The sequence below is a fragment of the uncultured Paraglaciecola sp. genome, from assembly GCF_913058035.1.
In the GTDB taxonomy this organism is placed as follows: Bacteria; Pseudomonadota; Gammaproteobacteria; order Enterobacterales; family Alteromonadaceae; genus Paraglaciecola.
The window spans coordinates 1-16,132 of sequence record NZ_CAJXPA010000109.1 but is presented as its reverse complement, the minus strand read 5'-3'; the positions used below and the strand labels follow the sequence as shown (position 1 = coordinate 16,132).

Genomic DNA, 16,132 nt, shown 5'->3' with positions numbered 1-16,132 from the left:
ATAGGATGGTTGTTTTGGCTTGGTAATACGAGTTTCAGTTTTAGCTCGCGAGGTATTTGTTGGAGCACTAGGTATTTTATTTGGCGTTCGAGGCGCGGATGAAAATATAACAGAATTAGCTGCTCATATTCAGCATGACGGTCTTGTCTCACTCGTAGCCAATAGATTGTCGCTACTTTTTTGAAGCACTACTGTTACTCAGTCGCCACGATTAGATGTGAAACAGGCAGTGGTAAACTAGCCTTGGGTTTATTTGTAAGTTACGGATAACTGGCCTGTCTCATTGCATGGATTGCAGCTAGCCATTTATAACGTCTCACTGTAATAAATCAGAATCAATTTTGAAAAACTTATCGGTCGCATTTACTAATGATGTAGCGGTAAGTTGAGGTACACCATACACTTGGGTTTTACAGCCATATTTTTGACTGACTTTTCTAAGTAACAAATCAAAATCTCCGTCACCTGATAATAATACTATGGTATCTGCATTCTCGGCGGCTTCTAAGACATCTATCGCAATACCTACATCCCAATCACCTTTAGCTGAACCATCACTGCGTTGAATGTAAGGTTTTAACTTTATATCAAAGCCAATATGTTTGAGAGCACTTTGAAATTTTTGCTGTTGTTCATCACCTTTGTCTATGGCATAGGCGTTAGCCATAATGATGTCGCCTTGATGTTGAATATGTTGCCAGAATCGACGGTAATTAAATTGGCGAGAGTAAGCCTGACGAGTGGTATAGTAAATGTTCTGTACATCAACAAAGATGGCAATTTTTTCCAAAGTATATTCCTCGTTATTAAAAACACACATATGATAACACCTTTAAGATATTGAATTATTTACTGATAGTAGACCAATTAGTCTTATTAACAGTTGACTAATTGATTAAAGGTGAGTATGTTGACTGAAGGTTTGTTGAACCTCTCTATTCAAACCCCCCAATGTAATGTCTTTCCTTGATCCAGTCAGCCAACATTAAAAACAAAAATTTTTTAGACCGCACCTACTTGGTGAAGTTTTTTAAAATTATAATAACAAGCTGAATTATCGTACGACGAATTTATGGGTATTAAACATCGTAGCAAACAAAATTTGCAGATGTCTCATTGAACAAGAACCTAAGGTTTTAGTAGTATCGTCAAAACTGTAATGAGCTTATTTTTACTTTTAGCTATAATTTCTTCATTTTATGAAGCATGAAATAGCCATATTTAATGAGTTTTATTATGTCTTATACATATAACGGAACACAGATTTCGGTAATGTGCCCAGTGCACAATATCTCTGTAAATAAACATAAAGTGGCATTTGCCGACAAGTGTGGTCAGAAAATGGGCACCTTCGCAAACACTACTGAAGCAAAACAATTTGTATCTTGGTTGCTTAATATTAAGTAACCAGTTATTTTTATACTACGAAAAAACCGGATTATTCCGGTTTTTTCAGTTCTATAAGCAGTAAATCACCAGCGATTAGTTTAAAGCAAAATAAACCTTTGAATTGCGCTATGCTCAACCAAATCATAGCTTGATAATAAAATTTACCTCGCAAAATATCTTCGCATAAAGCACCGATTAGCAACAAGCTAGTCGCAAATATTTCCTAATGACCGGCTAAAAGTTCGTAGCGGCCTTATTTAAAACCCCTGACTTGCCAAATAACTATCGTAGTCACCTTTAAAATCGACTACGCCTTCTGGTTTCATATCAATAATACGCGTAGCAACAGTGGATACAAATTCTCTATCATGACTGACAAAAATTAAGGTGCCTTTATAATTTTCTAACGCTAAATTTAAAGATTCGATTGATTCCATGTCTAAGTGGTTAGTAGGTTCATCCATAACCAGTATGTTGGGTTTTTGTAGCATCAACTTGCCAAACAACATACGGCCTTGTTCACCACCTGATATGACTTTGACCGACTTATTAATATCATGCTGTGAGAATAACAGCCTGCCCAAGGTGCCGCGCATGATCTGTTCATCGTCACCTTCTTGGGCCCATTGATACATCCAATCCATCAGTGTTTTGTCTTCTTCGAAGTCAGAAGCATGATCTTGAGCATAATAACCAATGTTGCTATTCTCAGACCATTTTACGCTGCCAGCCGTTAAGTCGGTGTCACCCACTAAACATTTCAGTAATGTTGTTTTACCTACGCCGTTTGGACCAATAATGGCAACTCTTTCGCCGACTTCTATCATTAAGTCTAAGTCTTTGTATAGCTGTGTGTCGTATGTTTTGGTTAAACCTTCTACTTCAACAGCTAAACGATGTAACTTTTTAGTTTCTTCAAAACGAATAAACGGGTTTTGTCGACTAGATGGCTTCACTTCATTTAATTGTATTTTGTCAATTTGTCTGGCTCGTGATGTAGCCTGTTTCGACTTTGATGCGTTGGCTGAGAAACGACTCACAAAGGCTTTTAGCTCAGATATTTGAGCTTTTTTCTTAGCATTGTCTGACAACAGTTGGTCACGAGATTGTGTTGCTGCTGTCATGTATTCATCATAGTTGCCCGGAAATAAACGAATTTCGCCGTAATCGATATCTGCCATGTGGCTACAAACAGAATTTAAGAAGTGTCTATCGTGTGAAATAATGATCATGGTGCAGTTACGATCATTGAGCACCGTTTCTAGCCAGCGGATAGTATTGATATCCAAGTTGTTGGTAGGCTCATCCAGCAACATAATGTCTGGGTCAGAAAATAATACCTGAGCCAGTAACACCCTAAGTTTCCAGCCCGGCGCAATTTCGCTCATAGGACCGAAGTGTTGCTCAACAGGTATACCTACACCGATTAGCAGTTCACCTGCTCTAGACTCTGCTGTGTAACCATCCATTTCGGCAAATTCAGACTCTAAATCGGCTACCCTGATACCGTCTTCTTCGGTCATATCAGGATTGGAATAAATGGCATCACGTTCAACTTTAACTTTCCATAGTTCTCCATGACCCATCACAACCGTGTCAATAACGCTGCATTCTTCGTAGGCAAACTGGTCTTGTTTTAGTTTACCAATTCGTTCACCTGGATCGACAGATACATTGCCACCAGATGGTTCTAAGTCACCACCAATGATTTTCATAAAGGTTGACTTACCACAACCATTTGCGCCAATCAGGCCATATTTATTGCCATTGCCAAATTTGGCCGAGACATTTTCAAATAATGGCTTTTCGCCAAATTGGATTGTAATATTTGCAGTCGTTAGCAATGTCGGTACCCCAGTTTATGTTCAACTATTGTTACCATATGTACTTCAGATTAATAACGTACATATGGCGAAAATTCGGCGCGTATTGTGCCATAAAAATCAGATTGTCGCTAAGGCAGCAATGGTTCTTTTTTATACTTTATGTTTTTATATTTAACAACTCAGTTTTTAATAGAGCTAAATGATGACGCATTATACGATGACATTTTTTTGTATTGAGTATTGGCGCTTCACAAGTATGCTTGTTTTGATAGGTTAATCGCAAATAGTGTTGGGTGATGTGAGAAAAAGGCTCACTGACTTTATAAGAGTAGTGCTCATTGATTTGTTGACTAAAGGCACTGGGTCCTTGCCAAATAGACCGTGGTGCACCAGCCTTCTCCAAAACTCTTAGGGAATTTAAGTACAAACGTTGAGTTGTACTTAAACGATTTTTTAACCAGTGAGGAAGAAAAAACAAGCTCAGCAACAAAGCAATAGTGAATACCACTCCTAAGCCTAATAAAGACAAGCGTTCTGGGGTCAGTTTGCCTAAAATCGATTTAAAGAGGTCACGCTGTCTTTCACTATTAAATCCTAATACCCAGCGGCTCCAGTTATAGTCTATGTCTGCCAAAAAGAGTCTTATATTATTGAGCCAAGCTATATTAGTGAGTCTAGCAAGGGCAAACGGACTGTCAGCTAAAAAACTGCCTTCTTCTTGCATCGCCTGTCGCAAACCAAACTCTATTCTATCTGGCGATACCAACGCTGTCGGGTCAATGCGTTGCCAACCTGAATTATCACTCCATGCTTCTACCCATGCATGGGCATCGTATTGGTAAATACTCAAATAAGATGATTTTCCAGCGTCTTTTACTAATTCACCGCCTTGATACCCTGCCACTAAACGCGCAGGAATACCGCCTAATCGAAGCGCGTAGGCTAATGCGCTGGCGTAATGACTGCAAAATCCTGCCTGATTATCAAATAAGAAGCGGTCAATAGGATCAACTAACATCACATCAGGGCGCAATGTATAAACAAATGGGTTATCAATAAAGTGACGCAAAACTGCATCTTTAAAGTTGTTGTTGTCTTTAAATTGTTCTCGCAGTTTAATGATCCATTGTTTTGTTTTGTTATTGCCTTTTTGGGGTAATGCTAGATTAATTTCTCTGTCGACCTTGGTAAGCATCTGACTGGCCAATGCTTCAGGATATGAATTTACGGTGTACTGATATTTTGTTACTACGGGTAGGCGATTGAATAACAAAAAATCACTACTTTGAATAATATTTACACTGCTTCTAGTATCAGCTGGTACAGCAATATTCATTGCAAACAACCAAGATTGGAAGCTAGGCTCTGCAATTACTTCATAACTAAAAGAGGGACCAGTCAGCGTAGGTTTAAATTGTTGTTTTGATTGTAACTGAAATTCACGCATTTTCAGCCGATAGGGATGCACTTTCCATGTTTTTCCGTCAAAGTCTTCCATCACTATGGCTCGCCAGTATCGTTGTCGAGTTATTGGTGGGGTATCTTTGAAAGTTGCGCGAAAGGCCAATTCACTTGACTGTGAAAGAACTGCAATATCTCCAGGGGTCATTTGTTCTGATAGTCCTGTTTGTGCACCATTGGCTTTTGGTGTGTGCCACAGTGGAGGCAATTGTGGTAGTACCAAAAACATCATAAAGCCTATTGGTAATGCCTGAATACTTAGCATAGAGATATGGGTTAAGTGTTTTTTTATTGTTATCGATGGAGCGTGATAACAAGCTAAACTTAATAATAATAGCAAACACATAAAAGCATAAAATAAGCTGAAGCCGATTGATTGATTAAAAATAAAACCACAACCAATTAGAAAAAATAAACTGATGACCAGCTGGTATACATCTTTTCGACTGCGCATTTGCATGAGTTTCAACGCACAAGCTAGGACCAATAAATTAACCATTCCTAACAGTAAACCAACACTCAATGCGGTATAAATAAGGCCTAGAACACTTAACACAGCTAACAAATTTAAGGTGCGAATAGACGGTAAGTGTTTGTAAATGTCACAGTAAATTGCTGTTCTGATTACAGCACCGCAAACAACCAATAGTAATATCCACGTGAGTACTGAAGCAAAAAGACTAAAACTGACAAATACTAATGCCACCGCCAGCAATAACAATGCAATATTACTGGAAGATCGTGTGATAGCTGCACTATTAATTTTTTGCTTGTAGCGGGTAAACATAATTACTGTTCCCCATTAGGGAAATATGCGAGTGCATGTAAACACGTACGTCGATGTTCAGCTCCACTGTTTGGTGAAATACACTGCGCGCCTAAATCCAAGCCAAACGTTCGCTGAGTTCGGCTTAATTCAATCACCTGATAACACAATTCGCCAAGCTCCTTATCCAAGTTAGTTTTATCTGACTTTCCTAACTCTGCTTTGGGTTGCGATGGGATTTGGTTTTTATATTCAGAGGATAGTTTTAGCCAACCTATATGATGGCCAACGGAAGTGAATTGTTTACTGACCATGCCCCTGCCTTTAGCCAATTGTTTCCAAGCGACATGGTTTAGTGGTTCGCCTGGTTGGTAGGCTTTGAGATGAGAGAAATCATCGTGACCAGATTGTTCACTAATTAATTGACCATCTTTTTTAGCTATATTGTGGTCACTAACATGCAGATGAATCTCACAAGGTATAGGTTTAGGAAAAACGGTCACATCGTGGATAAAAGCCAAATGTGTCCAACAACGATAAAATCCCAAGGGATAAAAACTTTCTACTGTGACTCTAGCTAGTACTAACTTTCCACGTTTTTGGCATTTTTGACTTAAGTTAATTGGATTCGAAAATGCATCGGCATCAACTTGTGTGTTTGGCTGATTACGTTGAGTTTTGGTTTTTCTATTGAATTGATGTTTATCTATTTGAAACGTAAAGTTGAGTAATCCCTTTGTAGGAAAAATGTCATTATTGTTGGCGTTTAACCACAGAGGTACATTCAAATCATCACCCACAAACACTTCGGGGCACTTACCAATTTGTAAATCGATACGGGCAAAGTTGATATAGCTAGCCAATAAGTTGACTAAAAGTAAAGCCAATAAAAAATAGCACAGTAACAACATCAAGTTGTTTTGGTAGTTAGTGCCAAGCAAAAATAGCAACAAACATAAAGATAAAAACGATAGGCCAAATTTAGCTGGGAAAATAAAAATATTATAGTGGTTTAAGTGATGTTGCGTGGCCTCTGGGATACGCTTATTTAGCCATCTGTTCCAGTAATTTCGAAGTACTCTCATAACAGAAAAACCATAACAGAATCTACGCTTTAATAGGATCGATAGCTTCGAGCAAAATTTTGCTCAAGCTACCCTGAGTGCTAAAGTCACTTGAAGCGCTGCGTAATCTATGTTCAGCAACTGCTGGTAGTATGGCCTGCACGTCCTCTGGAATTAAAAAGTCTCTATCATTGATAAAGGCCCATGCTTTAGCAGAACTTAACAGCGCTTTGGTCGCTCGTGGAGATAACGGATTAGCAAATTGATTACTTTCACGACTAAAGGTGACTAAACGCAAAATATAATTGAGCAATTCATCCGAGGCATATACCTGTCGTGCTGCATCTTGTAACTCAATAAATTCGGAAATATCCATTACCGTTTCTAATTCGTGTTGAATATTGCTCTGTTGAGTTTTCAACATGCTTTTTTCTGCCTCTCTGTCGGGATATCCTAACTGAATTCGCATTAAAAACCGGTCCAACTGTGACTCTGGAAGAGGATATGTGCCTGACTGATGCATTGGGTTTTGTGTGCCGATTACAAAAAATGGAGAGGGTAGTAGGCGGGTTTTACCATCTAAACTGACTTGTCTTTCTTCCATTGCCTCAAGCAATGCGCTTTGAGTTTTAGGACTTGCCCGATTAATTTCATCCGCTAATACCAGTTGGTTAAAAATTGGCCCTGGGTGAAAACGGAACGTTTGTTCGTTATTATCAAAAATATTGATACCTAACATGTCCGCAGGTAACAAGTCTGATGTGAACTGAATACGCGAATATTCTAGGCCCAATACTTTAGCTAAAGTATGTGACAGGGTGGTTTTGCCCATGCCGGGTAAATCTTCGATTAATAGATGCCCGTTGGCTATCAAACACGTTAGTGCCAATTTAACTTGTTGTTGTTTGCCAATTAATATCTGACAGGATTGCTCTATGGCCATAGCCAATTTATTGTGCAGCATAAGGTAATGTTGTCCAAATGATCAATTTTAATGGGCAATTAAGTATTTTAACGTAAATGTGCCTATTTTTTGGTGGTTTAGCTAATACTTATGTATGAAATTGAATTAATCGATGAATTGATTGCGTCAATCCGTATAATATTAACTATGTGCACCTTTTAAAAATTAAATTAATGAAAAGTATTCAAATAGAAGACGATCTTTACCACTTTATTGCTTCACAAACTCAAGACATAGGTGAAAGTGCATCGGATATTTTACGCCGGTTAGTTATGCCTCAATCGCTAACTTCCGCTAGGCAGGATACCCATGCTATTGCAGGAACAACTGACTATTCTTCTAGTGATAATAATGCCAACTTAGCAGATAGTACAACTGAGGCTTGCCAGGCTTCGGTTGTATTTAGCGAACTCGAAGGACAACAGTTACAAGCTATTCCTAAAATGGTGGAAAGATGGTTACTGGTTTTATCGATTATCCACAAACATAATTCCCATAAATTCAATAAGGTATTGGGTATGAGTGGGCGTAATAGAACATATTTTGCTACCGATAAAAATACACTGTTGGCGACGGGTAGTAGCACTAATCCTAAAAACGTGCCTGGCTCTGATTATTGGGTAATCACCAATAACAATACGGTTAAGAAAATTAACATGCTCAAAGAAGTGGCTGAGCAGGTGGGATTTAATTTATCTGAAATAGAACAGTTGATTTCAATATTTGCCCCTGAACACATTAAATAAAAAACAAGGATCATTATGGCTCTTCATCCAGAAGCAGGAAAACCCGCGAGTAAAGAGCAGTTGGTCAATGTTGCAAAGTTGACCAGTGCCTATTACACCAATCAACCAACAAAAGGTGATATTACTCAGGCTGTGTCTTTTGGTACGTCGGGGCATCGTGGAAGCTCATTTTTAAATACCTTTAATGATATGCATATTGCTGCTATCTGTCAGGCGCTAGCAGAATTCCGACAAGACCAAAATATTACAGGCCCGCTATATATGGGGATGGACACACATGCGTTATCTGAAGCCGCGTTTTCAACAGCAGTCGAAGTATTAGCGGCAAACCGTGTCAGTTTAGTCGTCCAAGAAGATCGTGGTTACACTCCAACACCTGTCATATCGCATGCTATTTTACAGCACAATTTGCATCATGGCGATAATTCAACGAAGGACCAAGCCGATGGTGTGGTGATCACGCCATCACATAACCCACCAGAAGACGGCGGTTTCAAGTACAACCCACCGCATGGTGGACCTGCAGATAGCGACGTCACTAATCTTATTCAACAACGTGCAAATGAGATCATCAGCAATGACATGGCTGATGTGAAACGTATGAGCTTGGCTGCCGCCTATGACTCTGCTTTCGTAACAGAAATTGATTTTTCTGAAGGTTATATTGACCAGCTCGACCAAGTAATCGATATGCAAGCCATTGCAAAAGCCGGATTAGTCTTAGGCACAGACCCACTAGGTGGAGCTGGTCTGGGTTATTGGGACAAAATAGCCAAACGTTATGGATTAAATATTGAAGTGGTCAACCGTAATGTTGATCAACAATTTGGTTTTATGCATCGAGATAAAGACGGGAAAATCCGCATGGATTGCTCGTCACCATACGCTATGACTGGTTTAATTAAATTGAAAGAAAAATTTGATGTGGCCTTCGGCAACGATCCTGATTTTGATCGTCACGGTATAGTGACCCCAAAAAGTGGCTTAATGAACCCCAATCATTACTTAGCGGTGGTCATTCAATATTTATATCAATACAGAACAGATTGGCCAAAAGATGTCAAAGTAGGTAAAACCTTAGTATCAAGTAGCATGATTGACCGAGTTGTGAAGAGTTTAGGCCGTGAATTAGCAGAAATGCCAGTAGGGTTTAAATGGTTTGTACAAGGGTTATTAAATAGCGAAATTGGTTTTGCTGGCGAAGAAAGCGCAGGTGGCATATTTTTGCGTCGTAATGGCAAACCGTGGGCAACCGATAAAGATGGTATTATCTTGTGTTTGTTAGCGGCTGAAATTATAGCTGTCACAGGCAAAGATCCTAGCGAGCATTATCAGGCACTAACCGAGCGGTTTTCGTCACCAGTTTATACCCGTATTGACATAGCAGCTAATCATGCTCAAAAACAAGTCTTAGGTAAGATGGATAAAAATGTTATTCACTCTACAGAACTCGCCGGCGAAACTATTACTGATATTCAAACCCGTGCTCCCGGTAATAATGCAGCTATTGGGGGGGTAAAAGTCAGTACTGCAAACGGCTGGTTTGCAGCTCGTCCATCAGGCACTGAAGAAATTTACAAAATATATGCAGAAAGTTTTAATGGCTCTGAACATCTAGACTTGCTGGTCAAAGAAGCTCAAGCATTAGTGGCTCAAGTGTTTAAAGCCGCAAATGTATAATTAATAAATACAAATTGTTTATTTTATGTAAGAAGCTTACGTTTTTTAATTGAATTCGTAAGCTTTTTTGTATATTTAACATTTATTTAACAAACTATCATAAAAATTCCTGCTAAAACTAGCTCACATATTTTTTCTGTAATTTTATTACGTCATTTAAAACCTAATGTTGGCAAATAACATTAGGGCAAGTGTCATCTGAATAAAATTAATTTGAGGTGTATCATGAGTGCGAAAATATCAGTATCTAAACCATCTTCTTTACCAAAAAAGGCCATGAAAGATGCGATCGTTAGACATTTACATTGTTCTTTAGGCACGGATGAAAATAAAGCAAATAATCATGCATGGTGGAAAGCAACATGCGCGTCAGTGCAAGAGCATGTGTTGGAGCAACTGCGTAAAACTCAAAAATCTCATTATATGAACGATACTCGTGCGGTGCATTATTTTTCTGCAGAGTTTTTAATGGGACGTTTAATGTCTAATAATCTGCATAACTTAGGCTTGTTCGAACAAACTGATCAAGCTTTGAAGGAATTGGGTGTTAATTTAATAGACATTATGGAAGAAGAGCCGGATATGGCTCTAGGTAATGGAGGGTTAGGTCGATTAGCAGCTTGTTTTATCGACTCGCTTGCAACGCTAGATATGCCAGCTGTTGGTTATGGTTTACATTATGAGCATGGCTTATTTCGCCAAGACATTAAAAACGGTGAACAAATAGAGCGCCCAGATAGCTGGCGTGATTATGGCAACCCATGGGAAATATGTCGCCCTGAGTCAATTCAAGAAATTCCTTTATATGGTTATGTCGAAACCAAATATGGTGAGAGTGGCAAAATTAAAAAAGAGTGGCACCCCGGGCTCATTGTTAAAGGATTACCCTGGGATATCCCTGTAGTGGGTTATGGTGGTAAAACGGTGAATGTTTTGCGTTTATGGCAAAGCCAAGCGTCAAGTTACTTTAATTGGGACGTATTTAATGCTGGTGGTTATGTGGATGCTCAGAGAGAAAACGTACAAGCCGAGACGATTTCTAAAGTTTTGTATCCGAATGATGAAACAGAAGCGGGAAAAGAGTTACGATTAATCCAGCAGTATTTTTTTAGTGCCTGCTCACTAAAAGACATTATTCGTCGTTATAAAAGAGCTCATGGAGATAATTGGAATCGTTTTTCCAGTCAAGTGGTTATTCAATTAAACGACACCCATCCTGCTATTGCTATCCCTGAATTGATGAGAATTTTGTTAGATAGAGCTGAACTTGATTGGGATAGTGCATGGAAAATTTGTAGTAAAACCTTTGCCTACACTAACCATACGTTGCTACCTGAAGCACTCGAAAAATGGCCTGCCCGTATGTTTGAAAAAATTCTGCCAAGGCACTTAGAGATTATTTACGAAATCAATCACCGCTTTATGAGTGAAGTAGAAAAAGTGTGGCCGGGTGATAATGCTATCAAACAGAAGCTGTCGATCATCGAAGAGGGCAACGAAAAGATGATACGTATGGGTAACTTGTCGGTAATTGGTTCTTTTGCTGTTAACGGTGTGGCCGAAATTCATTCGTCTTTAGTGAAGAAAAACCTGTTTCCTGAATTTCATGAAATGTGGCCAAATAAGTTAACCAATGTCACTAACGGTATTACACCGCGACGCTGGTTAAAGGCATGTAATCCTAAATTATCTGCCTTAATTGATGAAAAAATCGGTAATGATTGGCCTTTGCATTTAGAAAAGCTAGAGCAATTGAGTGAGTTTGCTGACAATGTTAAGTTTCAAAAACAATTTATGAAAATAAAGTATGAAAACAAAGTGACGCTAGCAAAAGAGGTATTGGCGTTAACAGGCATAGAAATTAATCCTAAAGCTATCTTTGATGTGCAAATTAAACGTTTACATGAGTATAAACGACAGCATCTTAACCTTTTACATATCATGGCGTTATATCGTCGATTGTTAGAAAATCCTAATTACGTCATGCAACCAAGGGTATTCATATTTGGTGCTAAAGCTGCGCCTGGTTATAAATTAGCTAAAGATATTATTTATGCAATTAATCAAGTGGCCGACAAAGTAAACAATGACAAACGAGTGAACAGTAAAATTAAAGTGGTGTTTTTACCTAATTACCGTGTCAGTTTGGCTGAAAAAATAATTCCTGCTGCAGATATTTCTGAACAAATCTCCACTGCGGGCTTAGAAGCCTCGGGTACAGGTAACATGAAGTTATCTCTAAATGGCGCATTAACAGTCGGCACCTTAGACGGTGCGAATATTGAGATAGCTGAAGAAGTGGGTGACGAAAATATCTTCATTTTTGGTCTAAATGTAGACGAAGTTCGTGAACTTGATGAAGTAGGCTATAACCCATTCGACTTTTATTACAACAATAAAGAAATCAAAGCAGTGTTGGACTGGCTTGAAACTGATTATTTCACTCCAGGAAAACCTGGTGCATTAGCATCAATAAAACGTAGTTTGTTAGAAGGGGGTGACCCTTACAAAGTATTAGCCGATTTTGAGTCTTATTCAGACGCACAAAAAAAAGCGGATAAGGCTTACGGAGATAAATCTGGCTGGGCAAAAATGGCAATACTTAATACCGCACGGATGGGAAAGTTTACTTCGGACCGCTCGATTAGAGATTATGTAGAAAAAATTTGGCAATTACAGCCATGTAAAGTAGAGTAATTTTTTAAGCGAAGAAAATGTAATGTAGCAGATGCTGCATCTACTGCATTACATTGAAAGCAAGTGTGTTTGCTAGTTGTAACACAAAATGGGAGTAGTAGGTCCTTACAGTGACATTCTTTTATCTAATAGATGATAGTTTATCACCGACTTTGAAAGATAATTTAGTGTGTTTTAAGGGACAGTATTTTTTAATGCGACATGAATCATTGTTAACTATTCCAAATCGTTATGTTTTTTTGGGTGAAATTGAGCAGCTTTTAAACAAAGATGCGGAACAATCTTTATTACTGATCGATATCGTTCGTTTTTCTGATGTAAGTAGTAATTTTGGTTATGATTATGGAGATAAAGTACTTTTAGAAATTGCTAATCGGATTGCATTTTTATTTAATGACAGTGCAAAATTTGGTCGAATTGGAGGTGATGTTTTTGGTTTGATTTTGTCTGGAGCACATCACCGAGAGCAACTTTATGATTTTTATAGCCACTTGGTTCAACACTTCAAAACTCCCATAAAATGTGATGACCATGCTTTTATTGCTGATTTTAATGTGGGTGCAGTATCTAACCCTAAAAATAATTGTGATATTAATAAACTTTTTTCACTAGCTGAAACGGCCCTAAAACGAGCAAAAGATAATAAATTCGATAATTTTCAATATGCGCAAAATTTAAACGTTGAAACTAATGGCCGAGCATTAGCTCTGAAAGCTGACTTAACAAGGGCTTTGAATCAGAATGAGTTAGAAATCTATCTTCAACCAAAAATTGAGTTAAATACGTTAAAGATTATAGGTGCAGAGTGTCTATTACGTTGGAATCACCCACTAGATGGTTTGATTTTTCCAGGGGCACTAATCGAAGCTGCTGAATCCTACAATATGATGAATGAGTTGGGTTATTGGGTTTTAGAGCAAGCTTTCAAACAGGCTGCACATCTTAATAGTCTGAACCTACGATTGAAAATTGCAGTGAATATGTCGCCATCTCAATTATATGATTTGAACTTTGCAAACAACCTTGAAAAACTAGCACTAAAATATCAAGTGGAATTATCTCAGTTTGAATTAGAGTTGACAGAAGATGTCGCTCTGTCTAATTCAATTCTAGTAAAAAAACAGTTGTTACAAATTCGATCCCTTGGCGCAACTATAGCGATTGATGATTTTGGTAAAGGTTATTCTAACTTAGCTTATCTACGTGATATCGAAATTGACAGTATTAAAATTGATAAGTCGTTTATTATGCAGATAGACGAAAGCCCGGTTAACCGTGCAATAGTTGAAGCGAGTCAGTTGATCGCTAAAGCTGCAAATTGTGAATTGATTGCTGAGGGTATTGAAACTATTCAGCATCTACATATTTTACGTGAAATTGGTGTTTTATATGGACAAGGTTTTCTGTTTTCCAAAGCTGTTCCTTTAGACGATTTTATATTATTAGCAAATAAAGATGTAACTGTCGGCACATCCTTTGTGCGTGAACAACAGAGCAGTTAATGTAACGTGTATAAATATATTATCGGTTTAAATAAGAGAGTTAATATGCTGATTAGCGTAACATTGATACCTTAGAATCATTTGTGCGGTCAATACTTACTCTTTATGCAAAATACATTCAAAAAATCAATTCAAAATACGATCCAAACATTGAAACAACAGGGAAACTTTCTTTCGTTATCGCGCTCTCAACCTTCACTTTTTGCAGCCTCTTTTCAGTTTTTTATCGGTGCTCATACACAAGTAAATGTCCTTGCTGAGGGTATTATCAGTTTTGAAACTATTGCTAAGAGTGATAAAGATATTGTGCTTTCTTGCGGTGTACATGGAAACGAAACGGCTCCTATAGAGATCTGCGAAAACTTAGTCAAAAATATTTTGCTAGGTGAAATAATTGTCAAACAACGGGTATTGTTTTTATTTGGAAATTTACCCGCCATGGATATTGCCGAACGATTTATTGAAGAAAATATGAATCGTCTGTTTAGCGGGGAACACCAAAACCTAGCTTCTGGACAACAGATGAATGCTGAAAGACTCAGAGCGAAACAATTAGAAGATGTAGTTAAAAATTTCTATCTTGTAGTAGAAAGTAAACAGCTGAGATGTCGCCTTCATTATGATTTACATACTGCTATTCGAGCATCTAAAAATGATAAATTTGCGGTCTATCCATTTCAAAATGGTAAACCCTGGGATAAATATCAACTACAGATATTGTTAGCCTGTGGAGTAAACACTATATTGTTATCTGGCAACCCAACAACTACTTTTAGTTATTATTCAGTAAACGAATGTGACGCCCATGCATTCACGGTGGAATTGGGTAAGGTAATGCCATTTGGGCAAAATAACATGGATGATTTTAGCAACGTGGTTGACACTCTTACTCAGTTAATTTGTGCTAAAGAGTTGCGACTTAAAAACTACACAAACGCAGATTTTTTGATTTACGAAGTGAATCAAGTAATCAATAAGCAACAAGATGACTTTGTCCTCAACTTTGCATCAGATGCACCTAATTTTAGTGATTTTCCAAAAAATTATTTATTAGCTTCAGAAACTGGTAACGAATACCGTGCACAATTTGAGGGTGAAGCGATTGTATTCCCCAACGCCAATGTTGAAATTGGACAGCGTGCGCTGTTAACTGTGATACCTACTAATATTTAAGACATTTTATGACTTTTTTTGTTTTACATCCTCAATTAGAAAAAGATAGCGAATTAGTCACTGAGTTAATGTTGTGTTCGGTGCGGCTAATTAATGATATCAATTATCCTTGGTTAATTTTAGTACCTAAAGTCGATAACATTAGTGATGTAATTGACTTAAGTGATGTTCAGCAGCGAATGTTATGGCAAGAATCTGCATTAGTTAGCCGGGCACTTAAACATTTGTTTACACCTGATAAGTTGAATGTCGCGGCGCTTGGGAATATGGTGCCTCAATTACATTTACATCATATTGTGCGTTATAAAAATGATGTAAGTTGGCCGAAACCTATTTGGGGGCAAGTCCCGTCTAAAGCTTATTCAGACAAACAACTGAGCAAACAAATTGAATTAATTAAGACTGAAATCAAAACAAGGAATGATCAATGATAGTAACAACAACTCATCAGCTAGAAGGTAAAAAAATTGAACAGTATTTAGGTATTGTTGTGGGTGAAGCCGTTATGGGTGCTAATATATTTAAAGATATTTTTGCTTCTATACGCGACATCGTTGGTGGCCGTTCAGGCGCATACGAAGACGAACTAACAAAAGCTCGAAAAATTGGTTTTCAGGAATTAGAACAAGAAGCCCTATCAATCGGTGCCAATGCCATCGTTGGTGTTGATATTGACTATGAAGTGGTAGGTAAAGGTGGGTCTATGTTAATGGTAAGTATTAGTGGAACTGCTATTAGGTATGTTGATAAGTAGCAATGTTGAGTAATTTAAACTCTTAAAAATCAGAACGTTATAAATTTATCTGTAGACGAATGTTTCATTAAAATGTCTAGTAGTAATTCTGGGCGATATCAATAATATCT

The 16,132-nt window shown here is 37.9% G+C and carries 14 protein-coding genes; 9 read left to right on the top strand and 5 right to left on the bottom strand.

Going from position 1 to position 16,132, the window contains the following annotated elements:
* The first annotated feature begins 19 nt into the window (after positions 1–19).
* Positions 20–184, top strand: coding sequence for a hypothetical protein (locus QZ562_RS14085; protein WP_293761291.1), 165 nt, complete (start codon positions 20–22; stop codon positions 182–184).
* Between the two features lie 132 nt (positions 185–316).
* Here QZ562_RS14085 and QZ562_RS14080 read toward each other — a convergent pair whose 3' ends face one another.
* The gene (locus QZ562_RS14080; protein WP_293761288.1) at positions 317–790 is read right to left on the bottom strand and encodes an NYN domain-containing protein; all 474 of its coding nucleotides are present in this window, start codon (positions 788–790) and stop codon (positions 317–319) included.
* A 446-nt stretch (positions 791–1,236) separates the two neighbouring features.
* Here QZ562_RS14080 and QZ562_RS14075 point away from each other — a divergent pair, with 446 nt between their 5' ends.
* Positions 1,237–1,407: a hypothetical protein gene (locus QZ562_RS14075; protein WP_293761285.1), complete on the top strand. Its 171-nt coding sequence runs from the start codon at positions 1,237–1,239 to the stop codon at positions 1,405–1,407.
* Between the two features lie 239 nt (positions 1,408–1,646).
* Here the strand turns inward: QZ562_RS14075 and QZ562_RS14070 are convergent, their stop codons facing one another.
* From QZ562_RS14070 to QZ562_RS14055, 4 genes are all read right to left on the bottom strand, one after another.
* Positions 1,647–3,233 carry an ABC-F family ATPase gene (locus tag QZ562_RS14070; RefSeq protein WP_293761282.1) on the bottom strand — a complete coding sequence of 529 codons (1,587 nt, stop codon included), beginning with the start codon at positions 3,231–3,233 and terminating at the stop codon, positions 1,647–1,649.
* 139 nt (positions 3,234–3,372) lie between these two features.
* Positions 3,373–5,463 carry a DUF3488 and transglutaminase-like domain-containing protein gene (locus QZ562_RS14065; protein WP_293761279.1) on the bottom strand — a complete coding sequence of 697 codons (2,091 nt, stop codon included), beginning with the start codon at positions 5,461–5,463 and terminating at the stop codon, positions 3,373–3,375.
* 2 nt (positions 5,464–5,465) lie between these two features.
* On the bottom strand, positions 5,466–6,527 hold the full coding sequence (locus QZ562_RS14060) for a DUF58 domain-containing protein (protein WP_293761276.1): 1,062 nt from the start codon (positions 6,525–6,527) through the stop codon (positions 5,466–5,468).
* Positions 6,528–6,549: 22 nt separating this feature from the next.
* Positions 6,550–7,470 (bottom strand): MoxR family ATPase, encoded by a 921-nt coding sequence (locus QZ562_RS14055; RefSeq protein WP_293761273.1) that lies wholly within the window; start codon positions 7,468–7,470, stop codon positions 6,550–6,552.
* 173 nt (positions 7,471–7,643) lie between these two features.
* Here QZ562_RS14055 and QZ562_RS14050 point away from each other — a divergent pair, with 173 nt between their 5' ends.
* The 7 genes from QZ562_RS14050 to QZ562_RS14020 all read left to right on the top strand — a co-directional run bounded on the left by QZ562_RS14050 (position 7,644) and on the right by QZ562_RS14020 (position 16,022).
* Positions 7,644–8,216, top strand: coding sequence for a Negative modulator of initiation of replication (locus QZ562_RS14050; protein WP_293761270.1), 573 nt, complete (start codon positions 7,644–7,646; stop codon positions 8,214–8,216).
* 15 nt (positions 8,217–8,231) lie between these two features.
* Positions 8,232–9,896, top strand: a complete 1,665-nt coding sequence (pgm, locus tag QZ562_RS14045; RefSeq protein WP_293761267.1) for a phosphoglucomutase (alpha-D-glucose-1,6-bisphosphate-dependent) — start codon at positions 8,232–8,234, stop codon at positions 9,894–9,896.
* A 225-nt stretch (positions 9,897–10,121) separates the two neighbouring features.
* Positions 10,122–12,593, top strand: a complete 2,472-nt coding sequence (locus QZ562_RS14040; protein ID WP_293761264.1) for a glycogen/starch/alpha-glucan phosphorylase — start codon at positions 10,122–10,124, stop codon at positions 12,591–12,593.
* Positions 12,594–12,787: 194 nt separating this feature from the next.
* The gene (locus QZ562_RS14035) at positions 12,788–14,095 is read left to right on the top strand and encodes a bifunctional diguanylate cyclase/phosphodiesterase (RefSeq protein ID WP_293761261.1); all 1,308 of its coding nucleotides are present in this window, start codon (positions 12,788–12,790) and stop codon (positions 14,093–14,095) included.
* 105 nt (positions 14,096–14,200) lie between these two features.
* Positions 14,201–15,268 carry a succinylglutamate desuccinylase gene (gene astE, locus QZ562_RS14030; RefSeq protein ID WP_293761258.1) on the top strand — a complete coding sequence of 356 codons (1,068 nt, stop codon included), beginning with the start codon at positions 14,201–14,203 and terminating at the stop codon, positions 15,266–15,268.
* A gap of 8 nt (positions 15,269–15,276) precedes the next feature.
* Positions 15,277–15,699, top strand: a complete 423-nt coding sequence (locus QZ562_RS14025) for an HIT family protein (protein WP_293761255.1) — start codon at positions 15,277–15,279, stop codon at positions 15,697–15,699.
* Entirely contained in the window at positions 15,696–16,022 is a 327-nt protein-coding gene (locus QZ562_RS14020; RefSeq protein ID WP_293761252.1) for a heavy metal-binding domain-containing protein, read from the top strand. The genes QZ562_RS14025 and QZ562_RS14020 overlap by 4 nt, the downstream gene beginning before the upstream one ends.
* Positions 16,023–16,132 lie beyond the last annotated feature (110 nt).